Source organism: Nevskia sp. (assembly GCF_021732705.1).
Classification (GTDB): domain Bacteria; phylum Pseudomonadota; class Gammaproteobacteria; order Nevskiales; family Nevskiaceae; genus Nevskia.
Map to the genome: position 1 here is coordinate 33797 of NZ_JAKFUM010000005.1, position 22164 is coordinate 55960.

General features: G+C 66.0%; 14 protein-coding genes, 1 tRNA gene and 2 riboswitches. Of the genes, 12 read left to right on the plus strand and 3 right to left on the minus strand.

Features of this window, described 5'->3' with window-relative positions; translation table 11 throughout:
• The first annotated feature begins 64 nt into the window (after positions 1–64).
• Positions 65–155: riboswitch (glycine riboswitch) on the plus strand.
• A 13-nt stretch (positions 156–168) separates the two neighbouring features.
• A riboswitch (glycine riboswitch) is annotated at positions 169–271 on the plus strand.
• A gap of 379 nt (positions 272–650) precedes the next feature.
• From gcvT to QZ951_RS05185, 9 genes are all read left to right on the plus strand, one after another.
• Positions 651–1832, plus strand: coding sequence for a glycine cleavage system aminomethyltransferase GcvT (gene gcvT, locus QZ951_RS05145; protein WP_292999260.1), 1182 nt, complete (start codon positions 651–653; stop codon positions 1830–1832).
• 106 nt (positions 1833–1938) lie between these two features.
• Positions 1939–2322, plus strand: a complete 384-nt coding sequence (gene gcvH / locus QZ951_RS05150) for a glycine cleavage system protein GcvH (protein WP_292999262.1) — start codon at positions 1939–1941, stop codon at positions 2320–2322.
• Positions 2323–2412: 90 nt separating this feature from the next.
• On the plus strand, positions 2413–3789 hold the full coding sequence (gcvPA, locus tag QZ951_RS05155) for an aminomethyl-transferring glycine dehydrogenase subunit GcvPA (RefSeq protein WP_292999264.1): 1377 nt from the start codon (positions 2413–2415) through the stop codon (positions 3787–3789).
• A 27-nt stretch (positions 3790–3816) separates the two neighbouring features.
• Entirely contained in the window at positions 3817–4317 is a 501-nt protein-coding gene (tpx, locus tag QZ951_RS05160; protein ID WP_292999266.1) for a thiol peroxidase, read from the plus strand.
• A 33-nt stretch (positions 4318–4350) separates the two neighbouring features.
• Positions 4351–4722 (plus strand): hypothetical protein, encoded by a 372-nt coding sequence (locus tag QZ951_RS05165; RefSeq protein WP_292999268.1) that lies wholly within the window; start codon positions 4351–4353, stop codon positions 4720–4722.
• 128 nt (positions 4723–4850) lie between these two features.
• Positions 4851–6329, plus strand: coding sequence for an aminomethyl-transferring glycine dehydrogenase subunit GcvPB (gcvPB, locus tag QZ951_RS05170; RefSeq protein WP_366943811.1), 1479 nt, complete (start codon positions 4851–4853; stop codon positions 6327–6329).
• A gap of 193 nt (positions 6330–6522) precedes the next feature.
• Entirely contained in the window at positions 6523–6882 is a 360-nt protein-coding gene (locus tag QZ951_RS05175; protein WP_292999272.1) for a diacylglycerol kinase, read from the plus strand.
• A 19-nt stretch (positions 6883–6901) separates the two neighbouring features.
• Positions 6902–7843 carry a carbohydrate kinase family protein gene (locus tag QZ951_RS05180; RefSeq protein WP_292999274.1) on the plus strand — a complete coding sequence of 314 codons (942 nt, stop codon included), beginning with the start codon at positions 6902–6904 and terminating at the stop codon, positions 7841–7843.
• A 105-nt stretch (positions 7844–7948) separates the two neighbouring features.
• Positions 7949–8024: transfer RNA gene (locus tag QZ951_RS05185), tRNA-Thr, on the plus strand.
• Positions 8025–8231: 207 nt separating this feature from the next.
• On the opposite strand, the gene QZ951_RS05190 is transcribed toward QZ951_RS05185, so the two are convergent.
• Positions 8232–9683, minus strand: a complete 1452-nt coding sequence (locus tag QZ951_RS05190) for a DUF3336 domain-containing protein (protein WP_292999276.1) — start codon at positions 9681–9683, stop codon at positions 8232–8234.
• 258 nt (positions 9684–9941) lie between these two features.
• Here QZ951_RS05190 and QZ951_RS05195 point away from each other — a divergent pair, with 258 nt between their 5' ends.
• Positions 9942–10562 carry a glutathione S-transferase family protein gene (locus tag QZ951_RS05195; RefSeq protein ID WP_292999278.1) on the plus strand — a complete coding sequence of 207 codons (621 nt, stop codon included), beginning with the start codon at positions 9942–9944 and terminating at the stop codon, positions 10560–10562.
• An 829-nt stretch (positions 10563–11391) separates the two neighbouring features.
• On the opposite strand, the gene acnA is transcribed toward QZ951_RS05195, so the two are convergent.
• Together acnA and QZ951_RS05205 are read right to left on the minus strand one after the other, a co-directional pair.
• Positions 11392–14100, minus strand: a complete 2709-nt coding sequence (gene acnA, locus QZ951_RS05200; protein ID WP_292999280.1) for an aconitate hydratase AcnA — start codon at positions 14098–14100, stop codon at positions 11392–11394.
• 191 nt (positions 14101–14291) lie between these two features.
• On the minus strand, positions 14292–15377 hold the full coding sequence (locus QZ951_RS05205) for a hypothetical protein (protein WP_292999282.1): 1086 nt from the start codon (positions 15375–15377) through the stop codon (positions 14292–14294).
• A gap of 362 nt (positions 15378–15739) precedes the next feature.
• On the opposite strand from QZ951_RS05205, the gene QZ951_RS05210 reads away from it, so the two are divergent.
• Together QZ951_RS05210 and QZ951_RS05215 are read left to right on the plus strand one after the other, a co-directional pair.
• On the plus strand, positions 15740–17056 hold the full coding sequence (locus tag QZ951_RS05210; RefSeq protein ID WP_292999284.1) for an ATP-binding protein: 1317 nt from the start codon (positions 15740–15742) through the stop codon (positions 17054–17056).
• Positions 17057–17744: 688 nt separating this feature from the next.
• The gene (locus tag QZ951_RS05215) at positions 17745–21923 is read left to right on the plus strand and encodes a proprotein convertase P-domain-containing protein (protein ID WP_292999286.1); all 4179 of its coding nucleotides are present in this window, start codon (positions 17745–17747) and stop codon (positions 21921–21923) included.
• Positions 21924–22164: the final 241 nt, after the last annotated feature.

Here is a 22164-nt window from a genome sequence, read left to right on the forward strand (position 1 = left end):
CGGTCGACAAACGTGCGCCATATGTCTCGCCATTCCGAAAGTCTGCCGTTATAGTTGCACTGCAACAAGCATCGCGCGAGAGACCGCCGGAAACGGCGGCACCGAAGGCGCAAATCCGCCCGGAATCGCTCAGGTAAAAGGAGCGCGATGCCTCCAGACCGCAAGGTCTGGGCAAACTCTGGAGAGCAGCCGCGCGGCTTGCGGCTCACCGATGGGGCAAGTGCCGGATTCCGGCCCTGAACTCTCAGGTTCAATGGACAGAGGGGCGAGAAGCCAAGGTTTTGCGAGCACGGCTCGCATTGGCTTCGAGCGCCGTAGCGAAGCGAAGGCCGGAGCGCCGGTTCAATTCAATGCACCTTCAAGCGTCTTCCCGCACGGAAGCGTTCCTGTCAGAAGCGTATTGACTCGGACCGACGTCGGACGAGCGTCGCGTAGCGAAGCGAAGGCCGGAGCACCGGTTCACTTCGATGCACCTTCCAGCGTCTTCCGGCACGGAAGCGCGGGGCTCAAGGCGCATCGAACGGGATCAGCGACGACCCCGCTTCAAGCGCCGCAGCAACTCGAAGAACCGCACGCAGGTCATTGACCTGGCAGAGGTTTCAAGAGCGGAAGCGGCCATGACCATCGCACCACCGGGCCCATCACGGATCATGCTGAAACAGACTGCACTGCACGCCGACCACGTTCGACTGGGCGCCAAGCTCGTCGACTTCGCCGGCTGGGACATGCCGATCCAGTATGCGTCGCAGCTCGACGAGCACCATGCGGTGCGTCAGTCCGCCGGCATGTTCGATGTCGCGCACATGAGCGCGATCGACCTGCACGGCACCCGCACCCGCGAATTCCTGCGTCACCTGCTGGCCAACGACGTGGCCAAGCTGAAGCCGACCGGCACGGCCCCCGCCGATGCCGGCATCGGCGTCGGTAAGGCCCCCATCGATGCCGGAATCGGCATCGGTAAAGCCCCCATCGATGCCGGTATCGGCATCGGTAAAGCTCTGTACAGCTGCATGCTGAACCCGCAGGCCGGCGTGATCGACGACCTGATCGTCTATTTCGTGACCGAAGACGCTTTTCGTCTCGTCGTCAACGCCGGCACCACCGACAAGGATCTGGCGTGGATCCGGCAACAGGCTGCCGCCTTCGCCGTCGACGTTCGCCATCGGTCGGATCTCGGGATTCTTGCGGTGCAGGGTCCGGACGCCCGCGCGAAGGTCGATGCGCTGCTGCCGTCAGCACTGCGGTCCGCCACGGCGGCGTTGACACCGTTCAGTGCTGCATGGTCCGGCGATCTGTTCGTCGGCCGTACCGGCTATTCGGGCGAAGACGGCTACGAGCTGATCCTGCCGCATGCCGACCTCGTGGCGCTGTGGGGCGAATTGCTGGTCGCCGGCGTGAAGCCTTGCGGCCTTGGCGCGCGCGATACCCTGCGGCTCGAAGCCGGCATGAACCTGTATGGGCAGGACATGGACGAATCGGTCAGCCCGATCGAGTGCGGCCTGGCCTGGACCGTGTCGTTCGCCGATGCCGATCGCGATTTCATGGGCCGCACGGCACTCGAGGCGCAGCGCGAGTCGGCACCGCGCAAGGCGGTCAGCCTCGTGCTCGAAGGCCGCGGCGTGCTGCGCGCGCACATGCCGGTTCGCGCGGCGAATGGCGCCGTGGGCGAGACCACCAGCGGCGGCTATGCGCCGACGATGAAAGGCTCGATCGCGATGGCGCGCATGCCCGGTGTGGCCCAGGGTCCCTACGAAGTCGAGGTCCGTGGCCAGTGGCTGCCGACTCGCGAGGTCAAGGCCCCGTTCGTGCGCCACGGCAAGGTGCTGGTCTGAGCCCGACCCCTGATACCCCGCGCCCGATGTCCCGTCGTGCGCCTGTTTCCGCTACTCCGCAGACTGCCTTTCCACCGCAGCACCTCCACATCCTGACGAGTTCCCGATGAGCAAGACGCCTGCCGACCTGAAGTACGCCAAGTCCCACGAATGGGTGAAGACGCTGCCGGATGGCACCTTGCTGATCGGCATCACCGATCACGCACAGGCCGCGCTTGGCGATCTCGTGTTCGTCGAAACCCCGAAGGTCGGACGCAAGCTGGCGGCGGGCGAGGCCTGCTGCGTGGTCGAGTCGGTCAAGGCCGCGAGCGATGTCTACGCCCCGGTCGCCGGCACCGTGATCGAGACCAACGACGCGCTCGGCGAGAACCCGGAACGGGTCAACGACGCGCCGTACGACGGTGGCTGGCTGTGGAAGCTGCAGCCGGACAACGTCGCCGATGTCGCCGGCCTGCTCGATGCCGACGGCTACGTCGCCACCTTGTCGTGAGGTGGCGGGCGTGACCGGTACGGCGAAAAAGCCGATGCCCCACGCCACCGACCCACGCTTCAATCCTCACGCGTAACACCTGCCGATCCCATGCCTTTCATTCCTCATACCGAAACCGATATCGCCGAGATGCTGGCCACGATCGGCGCGCCGAGCATCGATGCCCTGTTCGGCGAGATTCCGACCGAACTGCGCTGCAAGGGCCTGTCGAAAGTGCCGCCACGGGCGTCGGAGATGGACATCGCCCGCGTCATGCACGGCCGTGCGGCGCAGGACGGCGCGCTGCTGAACTTCTGCGGCGCCGGGGCCTACGAGCACCACATTCCGGCGGCGGTCTGGGAAATCACCACGCGCGGCGAGTTCTACTCGGCGTACACGCCGTATCAGGCCGAGGCCAGTCAGGGCACCCTGCAGTTGCTGTACGAATACCAGTCGATGATGTGCGCGCTGACCGGCATGGACGTCTCGAACGCCTCGATGTACGACGGCGCCTCGGCCCTCGCGGAAGCACTGCTGATGGCAGTGCGCGCGAACAGCGTCAACAGCAGTGGCCGTGTGCTGATGCCGCAGGCCGTGCATCCGTTCTATCGCGAGGTCGTGGCGTCGATCACCGAGGCGCAGGGCATCGTGCCGGTGCCGCTGGCGTTCGATCCGAAGACCGGCGCGACGCTGGTCGAGCCGCTCAAGGCGTTTGAGGGGCAGGGCATCACCGCCGTCGTCATCGCCCAGCCGAACTTCTTCGGCACGCTGGAAGACGTCGATGCGATCACCGACTGGGCGCACGCCAACGGCGCGCTGGTCGTCGCCGTGGTCAATCCGGTGTCGCTGGCCCTGCTGAAGCCGCCGGGCGAGTGGGGTAGCAAGGGTGCCGACATCGTCTGCGGCGAGGGCCAGCCGCTCGGCGCGCCGCTGTCATCCGGCGGGCCGTACTTCGGCTTCCTGACCGCCAGGCAGCAGTTCGTCCGTCAGATGCCGGGCCGCATCGTCGGCCGCACGGTCGATCTCGACGGCAAGCCGGGCTTCACCCTGACCCTGCAGGCGCGCGAGCAGCACATCCGTCGCAGCAAGGCGACGTCGAACATCTGCACCAACCAGGGCCTGCTGGTCACCGCCGCGACCATCCACATGAGCCTGCTCGGGCCGGAAGGGCTCGAAAGCGTGGCCGCCCATTCGATGGCGAATACCGAAGCGCTGGTCGCCAGGCTCACCGCGATTCCGGGCGTCGAACTCGCGTTCAGCGGCGACCGCTTCCACGAAGCGGTCGTCCGCCTGCCGCAGCCAGTCGAACCCGTGCTCGCGGCACTGGCGCAGCGCGGCATCCTCGGCGGTTTCGACCTGTCGCGCCATTACCCGGAACTGGGACAGGCCCTGCTGGTCTGTGCCACCGAAACCCGCACGGCTGCGGATCTCGATACCTACGCTGACGCCCTGCGCGCCGTTCTTGGCGCTGGGCTGACGCACCACTGACAACCACAACAACGAGGAGATGCACCGATGGCCACGATTACCCTCCACGGCAATGCCTTCAGCACCAATGGCGACCTGCCGAAGCCGGGCAGCGATGCACCGGGCTTCCGCCTGGTCAACGGCGACCTGAAGGACGTCACGCTGCATGACTACGTCGGCAAGAAGAAGGTGCTGAACATCTTCCCGTCGATCGATACGCCGACCTGCGCGATGTCGGTCCGCAAGTTCAACGAGAAGGCAGCCGGCCATGACGACACCGTCGTGCTGTGCATCTCGGCCGACCTGCCGTTCGCCCAGAAGCGCTTCTGCGGCGCGGAAGGCATCAGCAACGTGCAGACGCTGTCGCTGATGCGCGGCGCGAGCTTTGCCGACGAGTACGGCGTCAGCATCGAAAACGGCCCGCTGGCCGGCCTGACGGCGCGCGCCGTGGTCGTGCTCGATGCCGCCAACAAGGTGCTGCACAGCGAACTGGTCACCGAAGTCGCCGACGAGCCGAACTACGACGCCGCGCTGAAGGCGCTGGCCTGATCCGATCCTGACCTGACCACGCCGAGCCCGCCGATGCGCCGCCTGCTGATCCTGCTGCTGTTCGCCGTGACCGCGCTTGCCGGCTGCGGCGGCGCGTCCGACCCGCCCGCGCTGGTGGATCAGCAGGCCTTCATCGGCGAATGGACCGCGCCGCTGATGAATCTGACGATCACGCCGGATGGCTATCTGGCCTACCGGCGCATCGGCGAGAACGGCCAGGCGCGCGAGATCACCGCACCGCTGAAGTCGTTCTCGACGAAGAAATTCTCGGTCGGCGTCGGCTGGTTCGACACCACGTTCAAGGTCGATGTGCCGCCGTACCGCGATGGCGCGGTCTGGCGGATGACCGTCGACGGCGTCGAGCTGGTGCGTCCGGCCGACGGCGAGCCGCCGCCCGAAGCCTGAGCCGCGCCGTCACCACCGAATTCCGCTGTTCCCGCTTTTCTTCGCCTCACGAGCCCATCCGAATGTCACTCGCCGCCGTCCAGCCGCTGCTGATCGCCTCCGTTCCCGAAGCTCCGGCCGCCCAGCCGATGCTCGCGCCGCTGACACCCGTGGAACCGCTGATCTTCGAAGTGTCGCGTGCCGGTCGCAGTGCCGCCGCGCAGCGGCCGATTCATCCGGCGTCGGTCACGCTGCCGCCGCACCTGAAGCGCGGGACGCCGCCGGCGCTGCCGCAGGTGTCGGAACTGCAGGCCGTGCGGCACTTCACGCGACTGTCGAAGCTGAATTTCAGCATCGACACGCACTTCTATCCGCTCGGCAGCTGCACGATGAAATACAACCCGCGGGCCTGCAACACGCTGGCGATGCTGCCGCAGTTCCTGAGCCGCCATCCGCTGGCGGTGGACGCGAACTCGCAGGGCTTTCTGGCCTGCATGTTCGAACTGCAGGAAATCCTGAAGGATGTCACCGGCATGGCCGGCGTCAGCCTGACGCCGATGGCCGGCGCACAGGGCGAATTCGCCGGGGTCGCGATGATCCGCGCCTATCACCGCGCCCGGAACGATCTGGCGCGCACCGAAATCCTGGTGCCGGATGCCGCGCACGGCACCAATCCGGCGACGGCGACGATGCTCGGCATGACCGTGCGCGAGATTCCGACCAATGCCGAAGGCGATGTCGATCTCGAGCGGCTGGCCGCCGTCGTCGGCCCGCAGACCGCCGGCATCATGCTGACCAATCCGAGCACGCTCGGCGTGTTCGAACGGCAGATCGCGGCGATCGCCAAGCTCGTCCACGAAGCCGGCGGTCTGCTGTATTACGACGGTGCCAATCTCAACGCGATCCTCGGCGAAGTGCGCCCGGGCGACATGGGCTTCGACGTCATTCACATGAATCTGCACAAGACCTTCTCGACGCCGCACGGCGGCGGCGGGCCGGGTGCCGGCGCCGTCGGCGTGTCGCAGCGTCTGCTGCCGTTCATGCCGATCCCGGTCGTCGGTCAGTCCGACAGCGGCTACCGCTGGCTTGACGAACGCGACCTGCCGCAGACCATCGGCCGCCTGAGCGCGTTTATGGGCAATGCCGGCGTGCTGCTGCGCGCGTATGTCTACGCCCGCCTGCTCGGGCGCGAAGGCATGACCCGCGTCGCCGCGTTCGCGACACTGAACGCCAATTACCTGCAGGCGCGACTGCGCGAGCACGGCTTCGATCTGGCGTTCCCGACGCGCAAGGCCACGCATGAATTCATCGTGACCCTGAAGCGCCAGAAGCAGACGATCGATCTCACCGCGACCGACATCGCCAAGCGCCTGCTCGACTACGGGTACCACGCGCCGACCGTGTACTTCCCGCTGCTGGTGCCGGAATGCCTGCTGATCGAGCCGACCGAGACCGAGGACAAGGAAACGCTCGACGCCTTCGTTGCCGCCATGTGCGCGATCTGGGACGAGGCCAAGCGCGACATCGCCTTCGTCAAGGGCGCGCCGTACACGATGCCGGTCCGTCGATTGGACGACGTGCGCGCCGCGCGGCAGCTCGACATCCGCTGGGCACCGACTGCCGGCTGAAAGCAGGGCGGGTGATTGGCGGCGGTGTGCGGCGCGCGATTGCGACATTGCCGGCTCGAGCATCGTGCAGCCTTCCGCGCCGGCCGGCCGACACGATCACGCGCGCGCTGGCCGGCTGATTCGCGCGATATCTTCGGCCTGCCGGCATCGCTTATCCTGCCGCTCGAAATTGTGACGGGGACACCGGACGGCGATGGCAGATGGCATCAAGGGCTGGCGGCGGATCATCCGCGCCACCAAGGTCAGTTACGACGGGATGGGCTGGGCGCTGCGCGAGGAAGAAGCGTTCAGGATCGAGCTGGTGCTGTTCTTCCTGATGGTGCCGTTCGCTTTCTGGCTTGGTGAAAACGCCGTCGAGCGCGTGATCCTGTTCTGGAGCCTGCTGCTGGTGCTGGTCGTCGAGCTGCTGAACACCGCGGTGGAAGTCGTGGTGGATCGCATCGGCCTCGAACGTCATGTATTGTCCGGTCGCGCCAAGGACCTGGGGTCCGCGGCGGTCCATCTTTCTCTGCTGCAGGTCCCGCTGGTCTGGGGCCTCATCATCTTCGGCTAACGGAACTCACGGAAACACCATGTCTGCACTGATTTGCGGCTCGCTCGCCTATGACACGATCATGGTGTTCAGCGGCCAATTCAAGAACGAAATCCTGCCGGACAAGGTCCACATCCTGAATGTGGCGTTCCTCGTGCCGGAACTGCGCAAGGAATTCGGCGGCACGGCCGGCAACATCGCCTACAACCTGAAGATGCTCGGCGGCGAACCGCTGCCGATGGCCACCGTCGGCAAGGATTTCGCCAGCTACGCGACCTGGCTCGACCAGCACGGCATCTCGCGCCACTACGTCAAGACCATCCTCGAGGCGTACACCGCGCAGGCGTACATCACCACCGATCTCGACGACAACCAGATCACCGCGTTCCACCCGGGTGCGATGAGCTTCGCCCATACGCAGGACGTGCATGCCGCGATCAAGGCGGGTGCCACGATCGGCTCGGTGTCGCCGGACGGCCGTGACGCGATGATCCTGCACGCACAGCAGTTCGCCGAAGCCGGCCTGCCGTTCATCTTCGACCCGGGTCAGGGCTTGCCGATGTTCGGCGGCGACGAGCTCAAGGATTTCATCGAAAAGGCGACCTACGTTGCCGTCAACGACTACGAATCCGAGATGATCATGGCCCGCACCGGCCTGAGCCTGAAGCAGATCGCCGATCGCGTCGAAGCGCTGATCGTCACCCGCGGCGGCAAGGGATCGACGATCTACACCAAGGCCAAGACCTACGAGATCCCGACGGCCTCGGCGCAGGCGCTGGCCGATCCGACCGGCTGCGGCGACGCCTACCGCGGCGGCATCCTGTACGGCCTGCTGAACGGGATCGACTGGGAAACCACCGGCCGCATCGCGTCGCTGATCGGCGCGATCAAGATCGAACGCCCGGGCCCGCAGAATCACTACGTCACGCCGGAGCAGTTCCGCGCCCGCTTCAAGAAGGAATTCCGCTACGACCTCGCCTGATCGACATCGCGAAAGCCAGTTCGGGCCGCTCAGGCTCACGCCGGCATCAAGACGGCCAAAAAAACCCGCATCTCGCGAAAGTTTCCCCTTATAATCGCGGCCCGCGCCGAGATAGCTCAGTCGGTAGAGCAACTGATTCGTAATCAGTAGGTCGGAGGTTCGATTCCTCTTCTCGGCACCATGAATCAAGGATTCACGCGCGGCGCAGGCGCGTTGTCCAATATCTGTTCAATATTGTCAGTTGCTCAAGGCCGCCTGGTGCGGCCTTTTTTGTGGGTCACGGCGCCAGCGCCACCTGCGAATCAGTGTCGTCGACGACGTCGCTTCGCTGGCCTTCATCCCAAGCCGGGTCGAACAGGCAGGCAGCCGCGTCGACCCGTGATGTGCCTCAGCGCGCCAGGATGTCCGCCAGCGTCCGGCTGATCTTCGACGACAACCGGATCATCTCGATCCGTGGCCAGGTCTGGCGCTGGCCTTCCAGCAGCATGTCGCCGATTTCATCGTGCGTCAGCGGCGACAGCAGCTTGAGCGGGGACACCAGACGCCGTTCCGGGGCGATGTTGATATCGCCGACGTACTGCTGCGACAGCAGGTCATGCAGGACCTTGTTGACGGTGCCGACCGACGAGGCCGGCAGATACTTGCCGAGCACCACGTCGGTTGATTGCACCAGATTGCGGGCCGAGGTCTTGACCAGATCGACCACTGGCTGCAGGCGGCTGGCGTCGAGCTTGCGGTCCCGGAACATCGGCAGCAGCACCGGGTTGATGTAACTGACGATGTAGTGGTTGGTCCCGTACAGCCGCGCCAGTTGCCGCGCGGGCAGATCGGCCGCAAAGACGCCGTCGATCCATCGGCAATTCAGATAGTTGACGGTACGGCCGTCACTGTCGCGGGCCAGCAGCTGCACCGGCCCAAACAGGCCCGGCACCGCACAGGAAGCGCGCACGGCGGAGCGGATCAGCACGTGCGGCGAGGTGATGGCGTTCAAGAGGCGCGGGCTCTGGTGACGCTCGCAGGGGCTGACCGAAATGCTGATGTTGCGGCCGGAGCGTTCGAAGGCTTCGCGGAAGGTCAGGTCCGGGATCAGGCGTTCGAATGTGGCATCGAAGGAACTGGCGCCGAACAGTCGGCGCAGGCCGGTTCTGCGTTCGATAGCGTTGGGTCGCCACGGTTCGCCGAAAAAGATGTTGTCCGGCTTCAGGAAGCCTCGCAGTTCTTCGTCGGTACGGGTGCCGACGACTGCCGCCACGATCGCGCCGGCGCTGGAGCCGGAAATCACGTTCGGCAGGACACCCTGCTCGAACAAGGCCTTGGCCACACCGAAGTGGAAGAACATCAACATGCCGCCGCTGGACATCATCAGCGCCGATCGGCCGTAGCAGTGGCTGGCGCGACGGAACAGATCGAGTCGGATGGCGGCGGGCAATTCCGATTCCAGACGCGAATCGAGGTAGCGCAACGTGTCGGCCACGGCATCGACATAGTCCGTGATCAGCTGCTTGGTCCCGAAGTAGGCCTTGCTGTGCAGCACCGGCTTGCCGATGCCGCCGAGATTGCCGTGCACCCCTTCTTCCAGAGCGAAGACAAGGCCGCGAACATCGCCGCGCGCCCGCAGGGCCCGCAGGTGATCCAGCCGCTCGCGGATCGTGGCGTGGTCGTACAGGTTGGAACGCTCGCGCAGCTTCCAGCGCGCACGGCCACTGTGCTCGTCGATCTGTCGAGCGATCCGCGACCAGTCGTCGTAATCGTTCGCCGCACGCAGCATCTGCCGGGCGACAGCCTTGCGGTTCAGCGGGTTTCGGGCACGCGGCGCGGCGTCGGTGAACGCGGAAGTCATCGAAGAAAGGATCGGTCGCAGGCGGGTCGGTCGGGCTGGGGTCATGGCAACGACCGACGCCGACCATCGGATTCGATACGGTTCCATATTATCGGCCTATGCGCGACGACCGGAGGCACGACCGGCCAGAGAGGGCCGAGCCCCGGCATCCCTTGATCGGCGTCGTGCCCGCTTGGGTCCGCGCGAGCCTTCGGCAGACATCGGCTGCGCCAGTTGCTAGCGTGCCGGGTCACAGACCGACCCGACCGGAGCACCACGATGTCAGACGCCGTCCATTTCTATACCAACCCGATGTCGCGCGGACGGATCGTGCGCTGGATGCTGGAGGAGGTCGGCATGCCGTACGACACCACCGTGCTCGACTACGGCACGACGATGAAGGACCGCGCCTACCGGGCGATCAATCCGATGGGCAAGGTCCCGGCGATCGTGCATCGCGGCGTGGTGGTCACCGAATGCGCCGCGATCTGCGCCTATCTCGCCGATGCCTTCCCCGAATCCGGGCTCGGACCGGCACCGGGCGCCACCGGCGACTACTTCCGCTGGCTGTTCTATGCCGCCGGCCCGGTCGAGCAGGCAGTCATCAACAAGGCGCTCGGGGTGCAGGTGCCGGCGGAGCGTCGCGGCATGGTTGGCTACGGCCAGTTCTCCGATGTGATGGACGTGCTGGAAGCCGCGGTTGCCGGCAAGCGCTACGTCGCCGGTGATCGCTTCAGCGCCGCCGATGTCTATTTCGGCTCGCAGATCGGCTGGGGCCTGCAGTTCGGCTCGATCGAGCACCGTCCTGCATTCGAAGCGTACTGGAACGGCATCAAGGACCGTCCGGCCGCGATCCGGGCGCGGGCGATCGACGATGCGCTGGTTCCGCCGAAGGACTGAACCGAGCTGGAATTGCGACGCCCGAGGCATCGCCCGATGCACCGCCCGATGCGCCGATGGTGACCGTCAAGCTCGACCGTGTCAGTTCTCCAAGATCGCTCAGCGCGCGGCCGACGATGCTTTGATCCGAGCTAGCGAGCGCTTCTGGTGCGGACAGGCTGTCAAAGCCGCTCATTGTCGATGCGATTTCCCCGCAGATCGCGATCACCGCTCGCCAATCACGTTGCCTCTGCCGTAATCGCTGCAGCGACGAATTTGTCGTCGTCAGGGTCAGCCGACCACCGCAGGAGATCGAAGTTGACGGGTTCAGGTGAGAGGCAATGGGTCACGGCGCTGAAATCAGGCAGCAGCGACTTGCGCGTTTCGATGCTGAGTTAGCGATCTGATTTCGATCGCCACAGGCACGTTTCGAGTTTCCGAAAGCTGTCTTCCGAGCACAACGAGTTGGCAACTCGTCGATCCATGGCGACCCGCTCAGCGCCCATCGGCCAACAAACGGGCGAGTCCTGCTTCCGTCAATCGCAACGCATTCGCCCGGTGTGCCGCTCGGTCGAGCGTGTGCTGCGGGCGATGCGCGCAACACGCGCGCAACGCTTCGTCATCGTCCGCAGGGACCATCACCCCGAACACGGCGGGTCACTCGAACCGGCGCTTATTGATCGAGGTCGATGAACTCGCCGAAACGGGTTCTCGCGTCATTTGCAGTGACGGTTTGCAGGGGGCTTCCCGTCGCCACGCGGTTGGATCAAACCCGTCGAATCGTTCGAATGCAATGAATGGTTCGAGGTCCCAACGCCGGCATTCACGGCATGGAACCCCGATTTCCATATCAGCCCGCCATCTGCCGCAACATGTATGGCAGCACGCCGCCATGACGGTAGTAGGCCCACTCGACCGGCGTGTTGATGCGGACCTTCGCAGTGAAGGTCGTTGCACTGCCGTCACGCTTGGTGGCGGTGACGCTCACGGTGGTCGCCCCATCGACCAGCCCGTCGAAGTCGAACACTTCGCTGCCGTCGAGCCCGAGCGTGGCGACACTCTGGCCGTAGACGAAGTTCAGCGGCAGCACGCCCATGCCGACCAGATTGGCGCGGTGGATGCGCTCGAAGCTTTCGCTGATCACGGCCTTGACGCCCAGCAGCAGCGTGCCCTTCGCGGCCCAGTCGCGCGACGAGCCGGTGCCGTATTCCTTGCCGGCCAGCACCACCAGCGGCGTCCCGGCGACGGCGTAGCGCATCGCCACGTCGTAGATCGGCTCGACCGGACCTGCCGCGCCGCCGTCGAAGTGCCGGGAAACGCCGCCTTCCACGCCGGGCGTCATTGCGTTCTTGATGCGCGTGTTGGCGAAGGTGCCGCGCATCATGATTTCGTGATTGCCGCGGCGGCTGCCGAAGCTGTTGAAATCGGCGCGCTGCACGCCGTGCGCTTCGAGGTAACGACCGGCTGGCCCGTCCTTCTTGATGTCGCCGGCGGGCGAGATGTGGTCGGTCGTGATCGAATCGCCGAGCACGGCCAGGGCACGCGCGCCGCGGATCACGGGAATGCCGGGCGGCGTCATCGTCATGCCGGTGAAGTACGGCGGATTCTGGATGTAGGTCGATTCCGTGCTCCACGGATAGGTATCCGACTTCGCGACCTGAATGCCCTGCCAGCGGGCATCGCCTTTCAGCACGTCGCCATAGCTCGCCTTGAACAGGTCGGCGGTGACCGCCTGCGCGACCACGGCCTGGATGTCGGCATTGCTCGGCCAGATGTCCTTGAGCCACACCGACTCGCCGTCGGCGCCGTGACCGATCGGCTCGGCAGCGAGGTCGAGATCGGTGGTGCCCGCGATCGCGTACGCGACGACCAGTGGCGGACTCGCGAGGTAGTTCATCCGCACGTCCTGATGGACGCGGCCTTCGAAATTGCGATTGCCGGACAGCACCGCGCTGACGCTGAGGGTGTGGTCCTGGATCGCACGGCCGATCGGCTCGTTCAGCGGGCCGGAATTGCCGATGCAGGTGGTGCAGCCATAGGCCGCGACATGGAAGCCGAGGTATTCGAGATCCTCGATCAGCCCGGCCTTCTTCAGGTATTCGGTCACGGCCTTGGAGCCCGGCGCCAGCGAGGTCTTGACCCATGGCTGGGTTTTCAGGCCCAGCGCCCGGGCCTTGCGCGCCAGCAGCCCGGCGCCGATCAGCACGCTCGGGTTCGAGGTATTCGTGCAACTGGTGATCGCCGCGATCACCACGGCGCCATCCTTCAGTTCGTAGGTCTGGTCGCGATCGGTGACGGTAGCCGGTCCCTTCGAGGGCCGCGCCTTCTGCTCGGCCTCGAAGGCCTTGCGGAAATTCGCCTTCATGCTCGAGAGCAGCACCCGGTCCTGCGGGCGCTTCGGCCCGGCGAGGCTCGGCTGGATCGCCGACAGGTCGAGATGCAGCACGTCGCTGTACTCGGCTTCCGGTGAGTCCGGCGTCCACCACAGGCCTTGCGCCCGGGCATAGGCCTCGACCACGGCGATCTGCTGCTCGCTGCGCCCGGTCAGGCGCAGGTAGTTCAGGGTTTCGACGTCGATCGGGAAGATGCCGCAGGTCGCGCCGTACTCCGGCGCCATGTTGGCGATGGTATTGCGATCGCTCGCGGTCAGGTTCGCAAGGCCCGGGCCGAAGAACTCGACGAATTTCTCGACCACGCCGCGCTTGCGCAGCGTCTCGGTGACGGTCAGCACGAGGTCGGTCGCCGTGGCGCCTTCGGCCAGCTTGCCGGTGACGCGGACGCCGATCACTTCCGGCATCAGCATCGACGACGGCTGGCCGAGCATCGCGGCTTCTGCCTCGATGCCGCCGACGCCCCAGCCGAGCACGCCGATGCCGTTGACCATCGTCGTGTGACTGTCGGTGCCGAAGCAGGAATCCGGGTAGAGCATCGGTACCGCCGCCGTGCCGTCCGCGTCGGGCAGGCCGTCCGCATTCTCGAACACGACGCGCGCCAGATACTCGATGTTGACCTGATGGACGATGCCGGTATCCGGCGGCACGGCAGTGAAGTTCTTCAGCGCCTGCTGACCCCATCGCAGGAAGGTGTAGCGCTCCTCATTGCGCTGGAATTCGACCTTGGCGTTGAGGTCCAGCGCGTCTTTCGAGCCATAGTGGTCGATCATCACCGAGTGGTCGATGACCAGCTCCACCGGGCACAGCGGGTTGACCTTCGTGGCATCGCCGCCGAGCGTGGTGATGGCATCGCGCATCGCGGCCAGGTCCACCACGCAGGGCACGCCAGTGAAGTCCTGCAGGATGACGCGGGCCGGCGTGAAATTGATGTCCTTTGCCGGCAGTTGCCTGAGATCGGCTGTCGCCAGCGTCTTGATGTCGTCGGCGGTCGTGTTCAGACCGTCTTCATGGCGCAGCAGGTTCTCAAGCAGCACCTTGTACGAGTACGGCAGGCGATCCAGCCGCCAGCCCGCGCCGAGCGCTGCCGAAAGCTTCGCAAGCTGGTGATAACGGTAGTGGCGAGCGCCGACGACGAGGTCGGTCAGGCTGCTGAAACTGTTGGTCATGGGGCTCTCCTGGCGCAAAAGACGCACCGAGTATGCACCTGCACTGTTTCACGGCACTGCCGGTCGAGACGGCAGGCGGCGCGATCAGGGGCGCCGCCGCCTGACGTCGCTACCGCTACCGGTCGCGCCGGCCATCGACGAGGCCCGCAGAGGCGGACGCGGCGACTGTCGACGCAGCTGGCCCGCTCGCGTCACGGTGCGGACGAGGCGCGGGCGTACGGCATCAGCGGCGGCTCTTCGGATGCCAGATGCAGTTGTGGCAGGCCGGTCTGCAGATCCTGCGCGACAATGGCCAGCAGATTGCGCACGACCGGCGCCTGCAGCGATGCACGGAGATCGACCGGCAGCAGCCGGCACAGGGCCGCGGAGCTGCCCGCCCGCGCGACATCGGCCGGTCCTGGGTTGCCGATCGCGTCCAGCGCCAGCGCGAAGGCGAGCGTGTCGGTCGTCCCGATGCTCAGGTGTTCCGCCAGATGGCCGCGACAGACGTCCTGCAGCAGGATATTGCTGCGATCCGGATTGCTGGCAGAAGGTTCGAGCGCAGCGGTGGCGATCGGCGCGACCGGCTGCACCAATTGATCGAACCGGGTGTAGATCGATGTGTAGGCGATGCTGCCCGGCGTCTCGTCGCCCTGATTGAGCGTGGTGACGAAATCCGAATCGGGCAGGAACTGGTAGATCGACTCGGGCAGCAGGCCCAGCGGCAGGCGCCGCAAGATCGGCAGGTTGACCAGCCCGCCGGCCAGCGCGAACGGGATCGCCACCGTGGTGCCGTGATTCGGGCCCGCCAGCATCACGAAGTCATCCACCGCTTCGCGCGCGGAAGGCCAGAATTTCAGCGCCCAGCGCGGCATCGTCGCGCCCTGGCTGTGTCCGATCATGGCGACCTTGCGACCGGTCTGCGCATGCATCCGGCGCAGCGCGCTGACGATGTATTCGGCAGAGATCTGCTGATCGACGAGGCCACGGTCCGGATAGGTCACGATGCAGACGTCGTAACCCAGCGCCACCAGCTGCGGCGTGTAGAAGAACGTGTACTCGTCGGCGCCGGTGGCCCCGGTGCCGTGCACCAGCAGCACGGCGGGCTTGTCGGGATGGCTGAACGGCGTGCAGTGCAGGGCGCTGTCGAGCGTCGCCTGCGGCACCGTCAGCGGCGGGTCCTGGGCGAGCACGGCTGCTTGGGCGCGCGGAGCGGCTGTTGCGGCGGTGCCGATGGCGGTCGTCGCGAGCAGCAGGCTGCCCAGCAGACGGATGACAAGACGTCGATCGGTATTCATCAGCGCTCCTTCCTTTGAGTCGTTTGGTGATGGCAACGGTACCGCTATCCGGAATCTGCACATCCGGACTCTAGCGCGGGCACGGTGCGCTTTCGATGTCGTGGGGCGACAGGGAATTGCTCCCGTGCGCCATCGAGTTTCCAGATCGAGTTTCCAGATCGAGCGCGGATCGCGAACATCGACCCGCGGCTGCTCCGATGGCTCCATGACGGCGTGCAGTCGCGTCCGCTTTTCTACCGATGACGCGCGGGCACGGGTTAGCCTTCACGGTCGGCGCGCTGCCGTTCGCGCGTTGCCGTTCGCGCGTTGCCGTTCGCGCGTTGCCGCCCGCGCATCCTCCGGACCTCTGACAGGAACTTCCCGTGCCCCGCCGCATTTCCCTGCAAGGCAAGCTCGCCGCCGCACTCGCGCTCGCGGCCGGCGTCGGCGTGCTGCTCGGTGCGGCGCTGACGACCTGGCTCGGCGAATGGCGGCTGGCCGTGCTGCTGTCGCTGGTCGCGGCGCTGCCGTTCGTGCTGTGGGCGGCACAGCGGATGATCGAACCGGTGGCGCAACTGCTGCGCGGCCTGACCGGGCTCGTCGACAGCTATCGCGACGGCGATTTCAGCATTTCGCTGGCCACCGATCGCACCGACGAGCTCGGCGATCTGACATCGGCGCACAACCGGCTGGGCAGCACGCTGCGCGAGCAGCGGCAGGGACTGGTGCAGCGGGAACTGCTGCTCGATACCGTGGTTCAGAACACGCCGGTGGCGCTGGTGCTGGTCGATGCCGGCAACCGCGTGGCGTATGCGAACCTGGCAGCGCGCCATCTGTTCCATGAAGGCCGGGCCATGAACGGCCATGATTTCCTGAGCGTGCTCAGCCAGTGTCCGGCGGCACTGCGCGATGCCGTGGCGAACGGCGAGGATGCGCTGTTCGGCGTCGAGATCGACGGCGCCGAGGAGATGTATCACGCATCCCAGCGAGGCTTCCGGCTGGCCAATCAACCGCATCGCCTGATGCTGTTCCGGCGGATGACGCGGGAACTTTCGCGGCAGGAAGTGGCGACCTGGAAGAAGGTGATCCGGGTCATCAGCCACGAGTTGAACAACTCGCTGGCGCCGATCTCGTCGATGGCGCATTCCGGTGCCGAGCTGACGCGGCGTGGCGACCTCGCTCGGGTGGCGACGGTATTCACCGCGATCAGCGAGCGCGTGCAGCACCTGCATGGTTTCATCAGTGGTTACGCGAGCTTTGCCAAGCTGCCGGCGCCGCGCCTGCAGCAGGTGGAATGGCAGACCTTTCTCGACGGCCTCCACGAGCAGTGTCCGTTCCGCTTCGAAGGCGCGGTACCGAACGAACCCGGCTGGTTCGACGTGGCCCAGCTCGAGCAGGTGCTGATCAATGTGCTTCGCAACGCGCACGAGTCCGGCAGCGCCGCGGACGACGTGCAGCTGTCGGTGCTGAAAGTGGCGGCGGAGTGGCGCATCGAGGTGCGCGATGCCGGCCCCGGCATGAGCGAGCAGGTGCTGGCCAATGCGCTGCTGCCGTTCTATTCGACCAAGCGCAGCGGTACCGGGCTGGGTCTGGCGCTGGCACGCGAGATCATCGAGGCGCATGGCGGCAGGATCACGCTGGGCAATCTCGAACGTGGCGGGCTGCGCGTGAGCCTGACGCTGCCGGCCGCCGCACGCTGAGCAAGACATCAGGCGGCTGCTTCGGGCAAAGGATCGACATCAATCGGCCGCCAGCTCCGGCTGCAGTGCAGCACGGATCGCACTGTTTTCGTGCGCGCTGGAAATGGAGTCCAAGCTTTTCACATATTCACGACATCGTTGTTGGCTTTGCATCGTCGGCGTCGTGAAAAGTCAATCAGGAACTGGAAAAAGCCTGATTTGCCTGATTCGAATCCTGAAATTCTTGTGCTAGTGTCCTGTCATTCGTTTGCAATCAGGATGTCACTTGCGAGTGACTCCGGGCAGCGATCGGGAAGAGGTTCAGGGAGCCCACCATATTCACCTCGTGCGCACAGCCGGCGGCAAGCGCTTGTTTTTCGTCATCTTTGACGAATTTCACAGCGCGCCCGACCGTCTGCGCCAGTGATTCGTGTGCCGCGTCGACTCCACTGCTGCCTCCGCGCAACTCTCGACGGTCATTGGCCTTGTCCAGTGACCGTTGCCGCGTCTCGATCGCATTTCACCAAAACTTTACCAATGCCCGGGTGATTGTGCGGCACTTGAGGTTGTTTCTGCGTCACAACCAATCGTCGTCATTCATCGGTCGCTGATTCAAGCGCCGCTTCGACCGTTTCAGGGGATCGGGAGAATCAACATGGCTCAACATTCAAGCAAGACATGGCAGCGGGTTCGGCATTCGTGCCGATCCGTGGCCGACACTCTGAAGCGGCGACTGAAGCCGGCGGCACCGCTGGCGCTCGGCTTGTTCGCATCGCTGTCGCTGGTCGGCAATGCCGGACTGCCGACATTCAACCCGGCACCGACGCCGTCTGCCGTGAGCACCGGCGACGTCCAGATGCAGCCGAGTGCAGCCGCGCAGATTGCGTTGCTGCAGTCGATCAAGGCAGCGAAGACGCCGATCCAGCAGAAGATCGATTCGCGCCTGTTCATGGGCATGATGAAGCAGAAGGGCGACGCCCGAATGGCGGCGCTTCCGGATTTCCGGTTCGTCAAGCCGGAGCGTGACGGGCGCGTGCCGGTCGACATCGTCATCGGCAAGAACACCGACGTGCTGGCGGTCTGGGACAAGCTGAACGCCATCGATGCGACGATCATCACCGACAAGGGGGTGGTGTTCTCGTCGCGCACGGTCCGCGCCCGCGTCCGCATGGACGATGTCGATGCGCTGGCCGCGATGGGTGAAGTCCGGAAGATCCGCATGGCGATCCCGGCTGTGACCAACGCGGCCACGCCGCCGCGGCAGCTCGGACCGGTTGCCGCGCAGTCGTCGAACCCCGCGTCGACCCCGGTGGCCAACGCGCTGACCCGGTCACAGGGTGCCCGCACCCACGGCGCCGATACCGCGCGTTCGATCTACGGTACCAACGGTGCCGGCCAGACGATCTGCGTGCTGTCCGACGGTGCGACCTCGTATCAGGCTTCGCAGGCCTCGGGCGATCTGCCTCCGGGCAACCAGGTGTTCATCCTGCCCGGCCAGATCGGGACCGGCGATGAAGGCACGGCGATGATGGAAATCATCTACGACGTGGCGCCGGCGGCCCGCATCGGTTTCGCGACGGCGTTCACCAGCGAAGCCTCGTTCGCACAGAACATCCTGGATCTGGCAGCGGCAGGCTGCACGATCATCGTCGACGACATCATCTATCTCGACGAATCGCCGTTCCAGGACGGCCCGGTCGCGCAGTCCGTGAACACGGTCACTGCCAACGGCGTGCTGTACTTCTCGTCGGCCGGCAACGAAGGCAACCTCAGCGACGGCACCTCCGGCACCTGGGAAGGCAACTTCCTGGCGAGCACCGCGACGCCGCCGACCGTGCTGGCCGGCTCCGGCCCGTTGCACAACTTCGGCAATGGCGGCCAGTCGATCCTCGTGGCTGCCGGCAGTGCCAACACGCCGGTGATCCTGATCTGGGCCGAGCACTCGACCCTGACCGAAGGCTTCGCATCGACCGACTACGACGTCTACGACCTGAACGGCGCGCTGACCACCGTGTTCGACATGAGCGCGGATGCGCAGGATGGCGTTGGCGGCGACGACTTCCCGATCGAGTTCATCGGCGGCGGCGCGTTCACCGGCGAACGTCTGGTGGTCGCGCGCTTTGCCGCCGGCAACACGACCAGCGCCCCGGCATTCAACATGATCCTGTTCCGCGGCCGCCTGGAAGCGGCGCTCGCGACCAGTGGCGCCACGCGCGGCCACAGTGCCGCCGCCAATGCCTTCAGCACGGCGGCAACGCCGGCCGCCACGGCGTTCAGCACGCCGCCGGGCGCGGGTCCGTTCCCGAACCTGTTCAGCAGCGCGAACCTGAGCGAGACCTTCTCGTCGGATGGTCCGCGTCGCATCATCCTGAGCCCGACCGGTGAAGAACTGACGCCAGGCAACCGCACGTTCAGCGGCGGTGTGCTGCGCCAGAAGCCGGACCTGACGGCGGCGGACGGCGTGTCGACGTCGGCACCGGGCTTCGCCACCTTCTTCGGCACTTCGGCGGCCGCGCCGCACGCTGCGGCGATCGCCGGTCTCGTGCGTAGCGCGCTGCCGACGTTGACGCAGTCGCAGGTGCGCAACCTGCTGACCTCCACGGCGATCGACATCGAGGTGGCCGGAGTTGATCGCACCACCGGTGCCGGCATCGTGATGCCGGTTCCGGCGCTCCAGGCAGGCGGTGCGGTTGGCCAGCCGAGCCTGTCGGCCGGCACGGCGACGTATTCGCAAATCTATGGCGACAGCGATGGCGTGGTCGAAACCAACGAGATCTTCGCGGTCACGCTGCCGCTGACCAATGTCGGCGCCGCGCCGGCCACCGGTCTGTCGGTCAGTCTGGGCAACGTGCCGTCGAACGTCACGGTGCTGACCGGCCCGGCTTCGTATCCGGATCTGGCGCCGGGCCAGACCGCGCCGAACGCGACGCCGATCGTGTTCCGGGTGGAACCGGCCTTCGTCTGCGGCACGCCGATCGCCTTCAGCGCCGTTGCGAGCTACGGCGCGCCAACGAGCCCGCAGTCGTTCCCGCTGTCGGTCGGCACCGGTTCGCCGGGGCCGTCGCAGACGTTCAGCTACACCACGCCGGTGGTCGCGATTCCGGATTCGCCGGGTGCCGCGATCAATGTTCCGTTGAACGTGTCTGGCCTCACCAGCCCGATCTCGGACCTGAACTTCCGCTTCGACGGCGCCACCTGCAACGCCACCATCAACTCGACCACGGTGGGTCTGAATCACACCTGGGTCGGCGATCTGACCATCGGGCTGGTGTCCCCGAGCGGCACCGTGGTCAGCCTGATGAATCGTCCGGGTGGCACGGGCAACAGCGGCAACAACTTCTGCCAGACCTTGCTCGACGATGAAAGCACCGGCATCAGCATCCAGAACATCGCGATTGCCAATGCGCCTTGGGTCGGTTCGTTCCGACCGGCTGCGCCGCTGAGCGGCTTCGACGGTCAGAGCGGCAACGGCACGTGGCAACTGCGCGTGCAGGATCTGGCGGGCGGCGATCTCGGCAGCGTCCGAGCATTCTCGCTGCAGATCACCGGGTCGGCGGTCTGCAACGTGCCGCCGCAGCCGGCGGGCGGCCCGACCGTGGTCAGCGTGGCGCGGGCCGGCAACAGCCCGACCAATGCCTCGACCGTGGCCTACAACGTCACCTTCAGCGAGCCGGTCATCGGTGTCGATGCCACCGATTTCTCGCTGGCCACGACCGGCAACCTGTCGACCAGCGTCGCCAGCGTCAGTGGCTCGGGCGCGACCTACACGGTCAATGTCGCGACCGGCACCACCGGCAGCGGCACGGTGACCCTGTCGGTGGCCGACAACGACAGCATCCTCAGCACCTCGGGCTACCAGCCGCTCGGCGGCACGGGTGCGGGCAACGGCAATTTCACGGGCGAGACCTATCTGATCGACCACGATCCGCCAACGGCAACGGTCGCCGTGGCCGCGGGTCAGGCGAATCCGGCGACGGTCGCTCCGGTGAACTTCGACGTGCAGTTCTCGGAAGCCACCGGCGACTTCACGGCCGAGGATGTCGTGCTCGGCGGTACGGCGGGCGCGACGACGGCGGTGGTCAGCGGCTCCGGCAGCAGCTACACGATCGCCGTGTCCGGCATGACCGCGAACGGTACCGTGATCGCCAGCGTCCGCGCGGCGGCGATCCGCGATGCCGCCGGCAACGACAGCCTCGCGTCGAATCTGGCGACGATCAACTTCCAGGGCTTCCAGCCGGATGTCGGCTTCACGCTCGCTGCGCAGTCGGTGACTGAAGGCAACGGCGGTGGCAACACCCCGGTGACGGTGACGGCAACGCTGGCATTCGCCTCGGTGCAGACCGTGACGGTGCCGGTGACGGTCGGCGGCGGTACCGCCACGCAGGGCACGGACTACACGCTCGCCACCAGCACGCTGACCTTCCCGGCCGGCGCGACGGTGGCCAGCGTCACGCTGAACGTGCTCCGCGACAACGTGGTCGAGCCGACCGAAACCGTCGTGCTGAATCTCGGCACGCCGGTCAATGCTCGCCTCGGCACGCCGGCATCGACGACGATCAGCATCCAGAACGACGACGACGACGTGCCAAACGAGTTCACCTTCGGCAGCGTCTCCGGCGTGCTGCGCAACTCCGTGCAGACCTCGGCCCCGGTCGTCATCACCGGCATCAACACGGCGTCGCCGATCACGGTGACTGGCGGCAGCTACAGCATCAACGGCAGCGTCTTCACGACGGCACCGGGTGCGATCATCAACGGCGACTCGGTACGCGTCCGCGTGACGGCGTCGGATCGCTTCGCGACGTCGACCACCGGCAGCGTCACCATCGGGGGCGTCACCGGCACCTATACGGTGACCACGCGGCGTCTGCTGGAACCGCTGAACTGAAGCTGATGAAGCATCGGCGCCGACGCTGAGTCGAGCGCCTGGATCCCGGGGTCGGCAACGACCCCGGGATTTTTGTTGGCCAGCGAGCGGCGTCAGCCGCGAAGACGCAACCGGCGCCGGTCGATTGATCCGGGTATTGCCGCGGGGATCGGTGCGAGCGGCCATCGTCGTCCAGACTTCCTTAACAGCCGGAATCAAAACGGGTATCGTCGCGTCAACCCGAAGGTTCCACGCGCCAGCC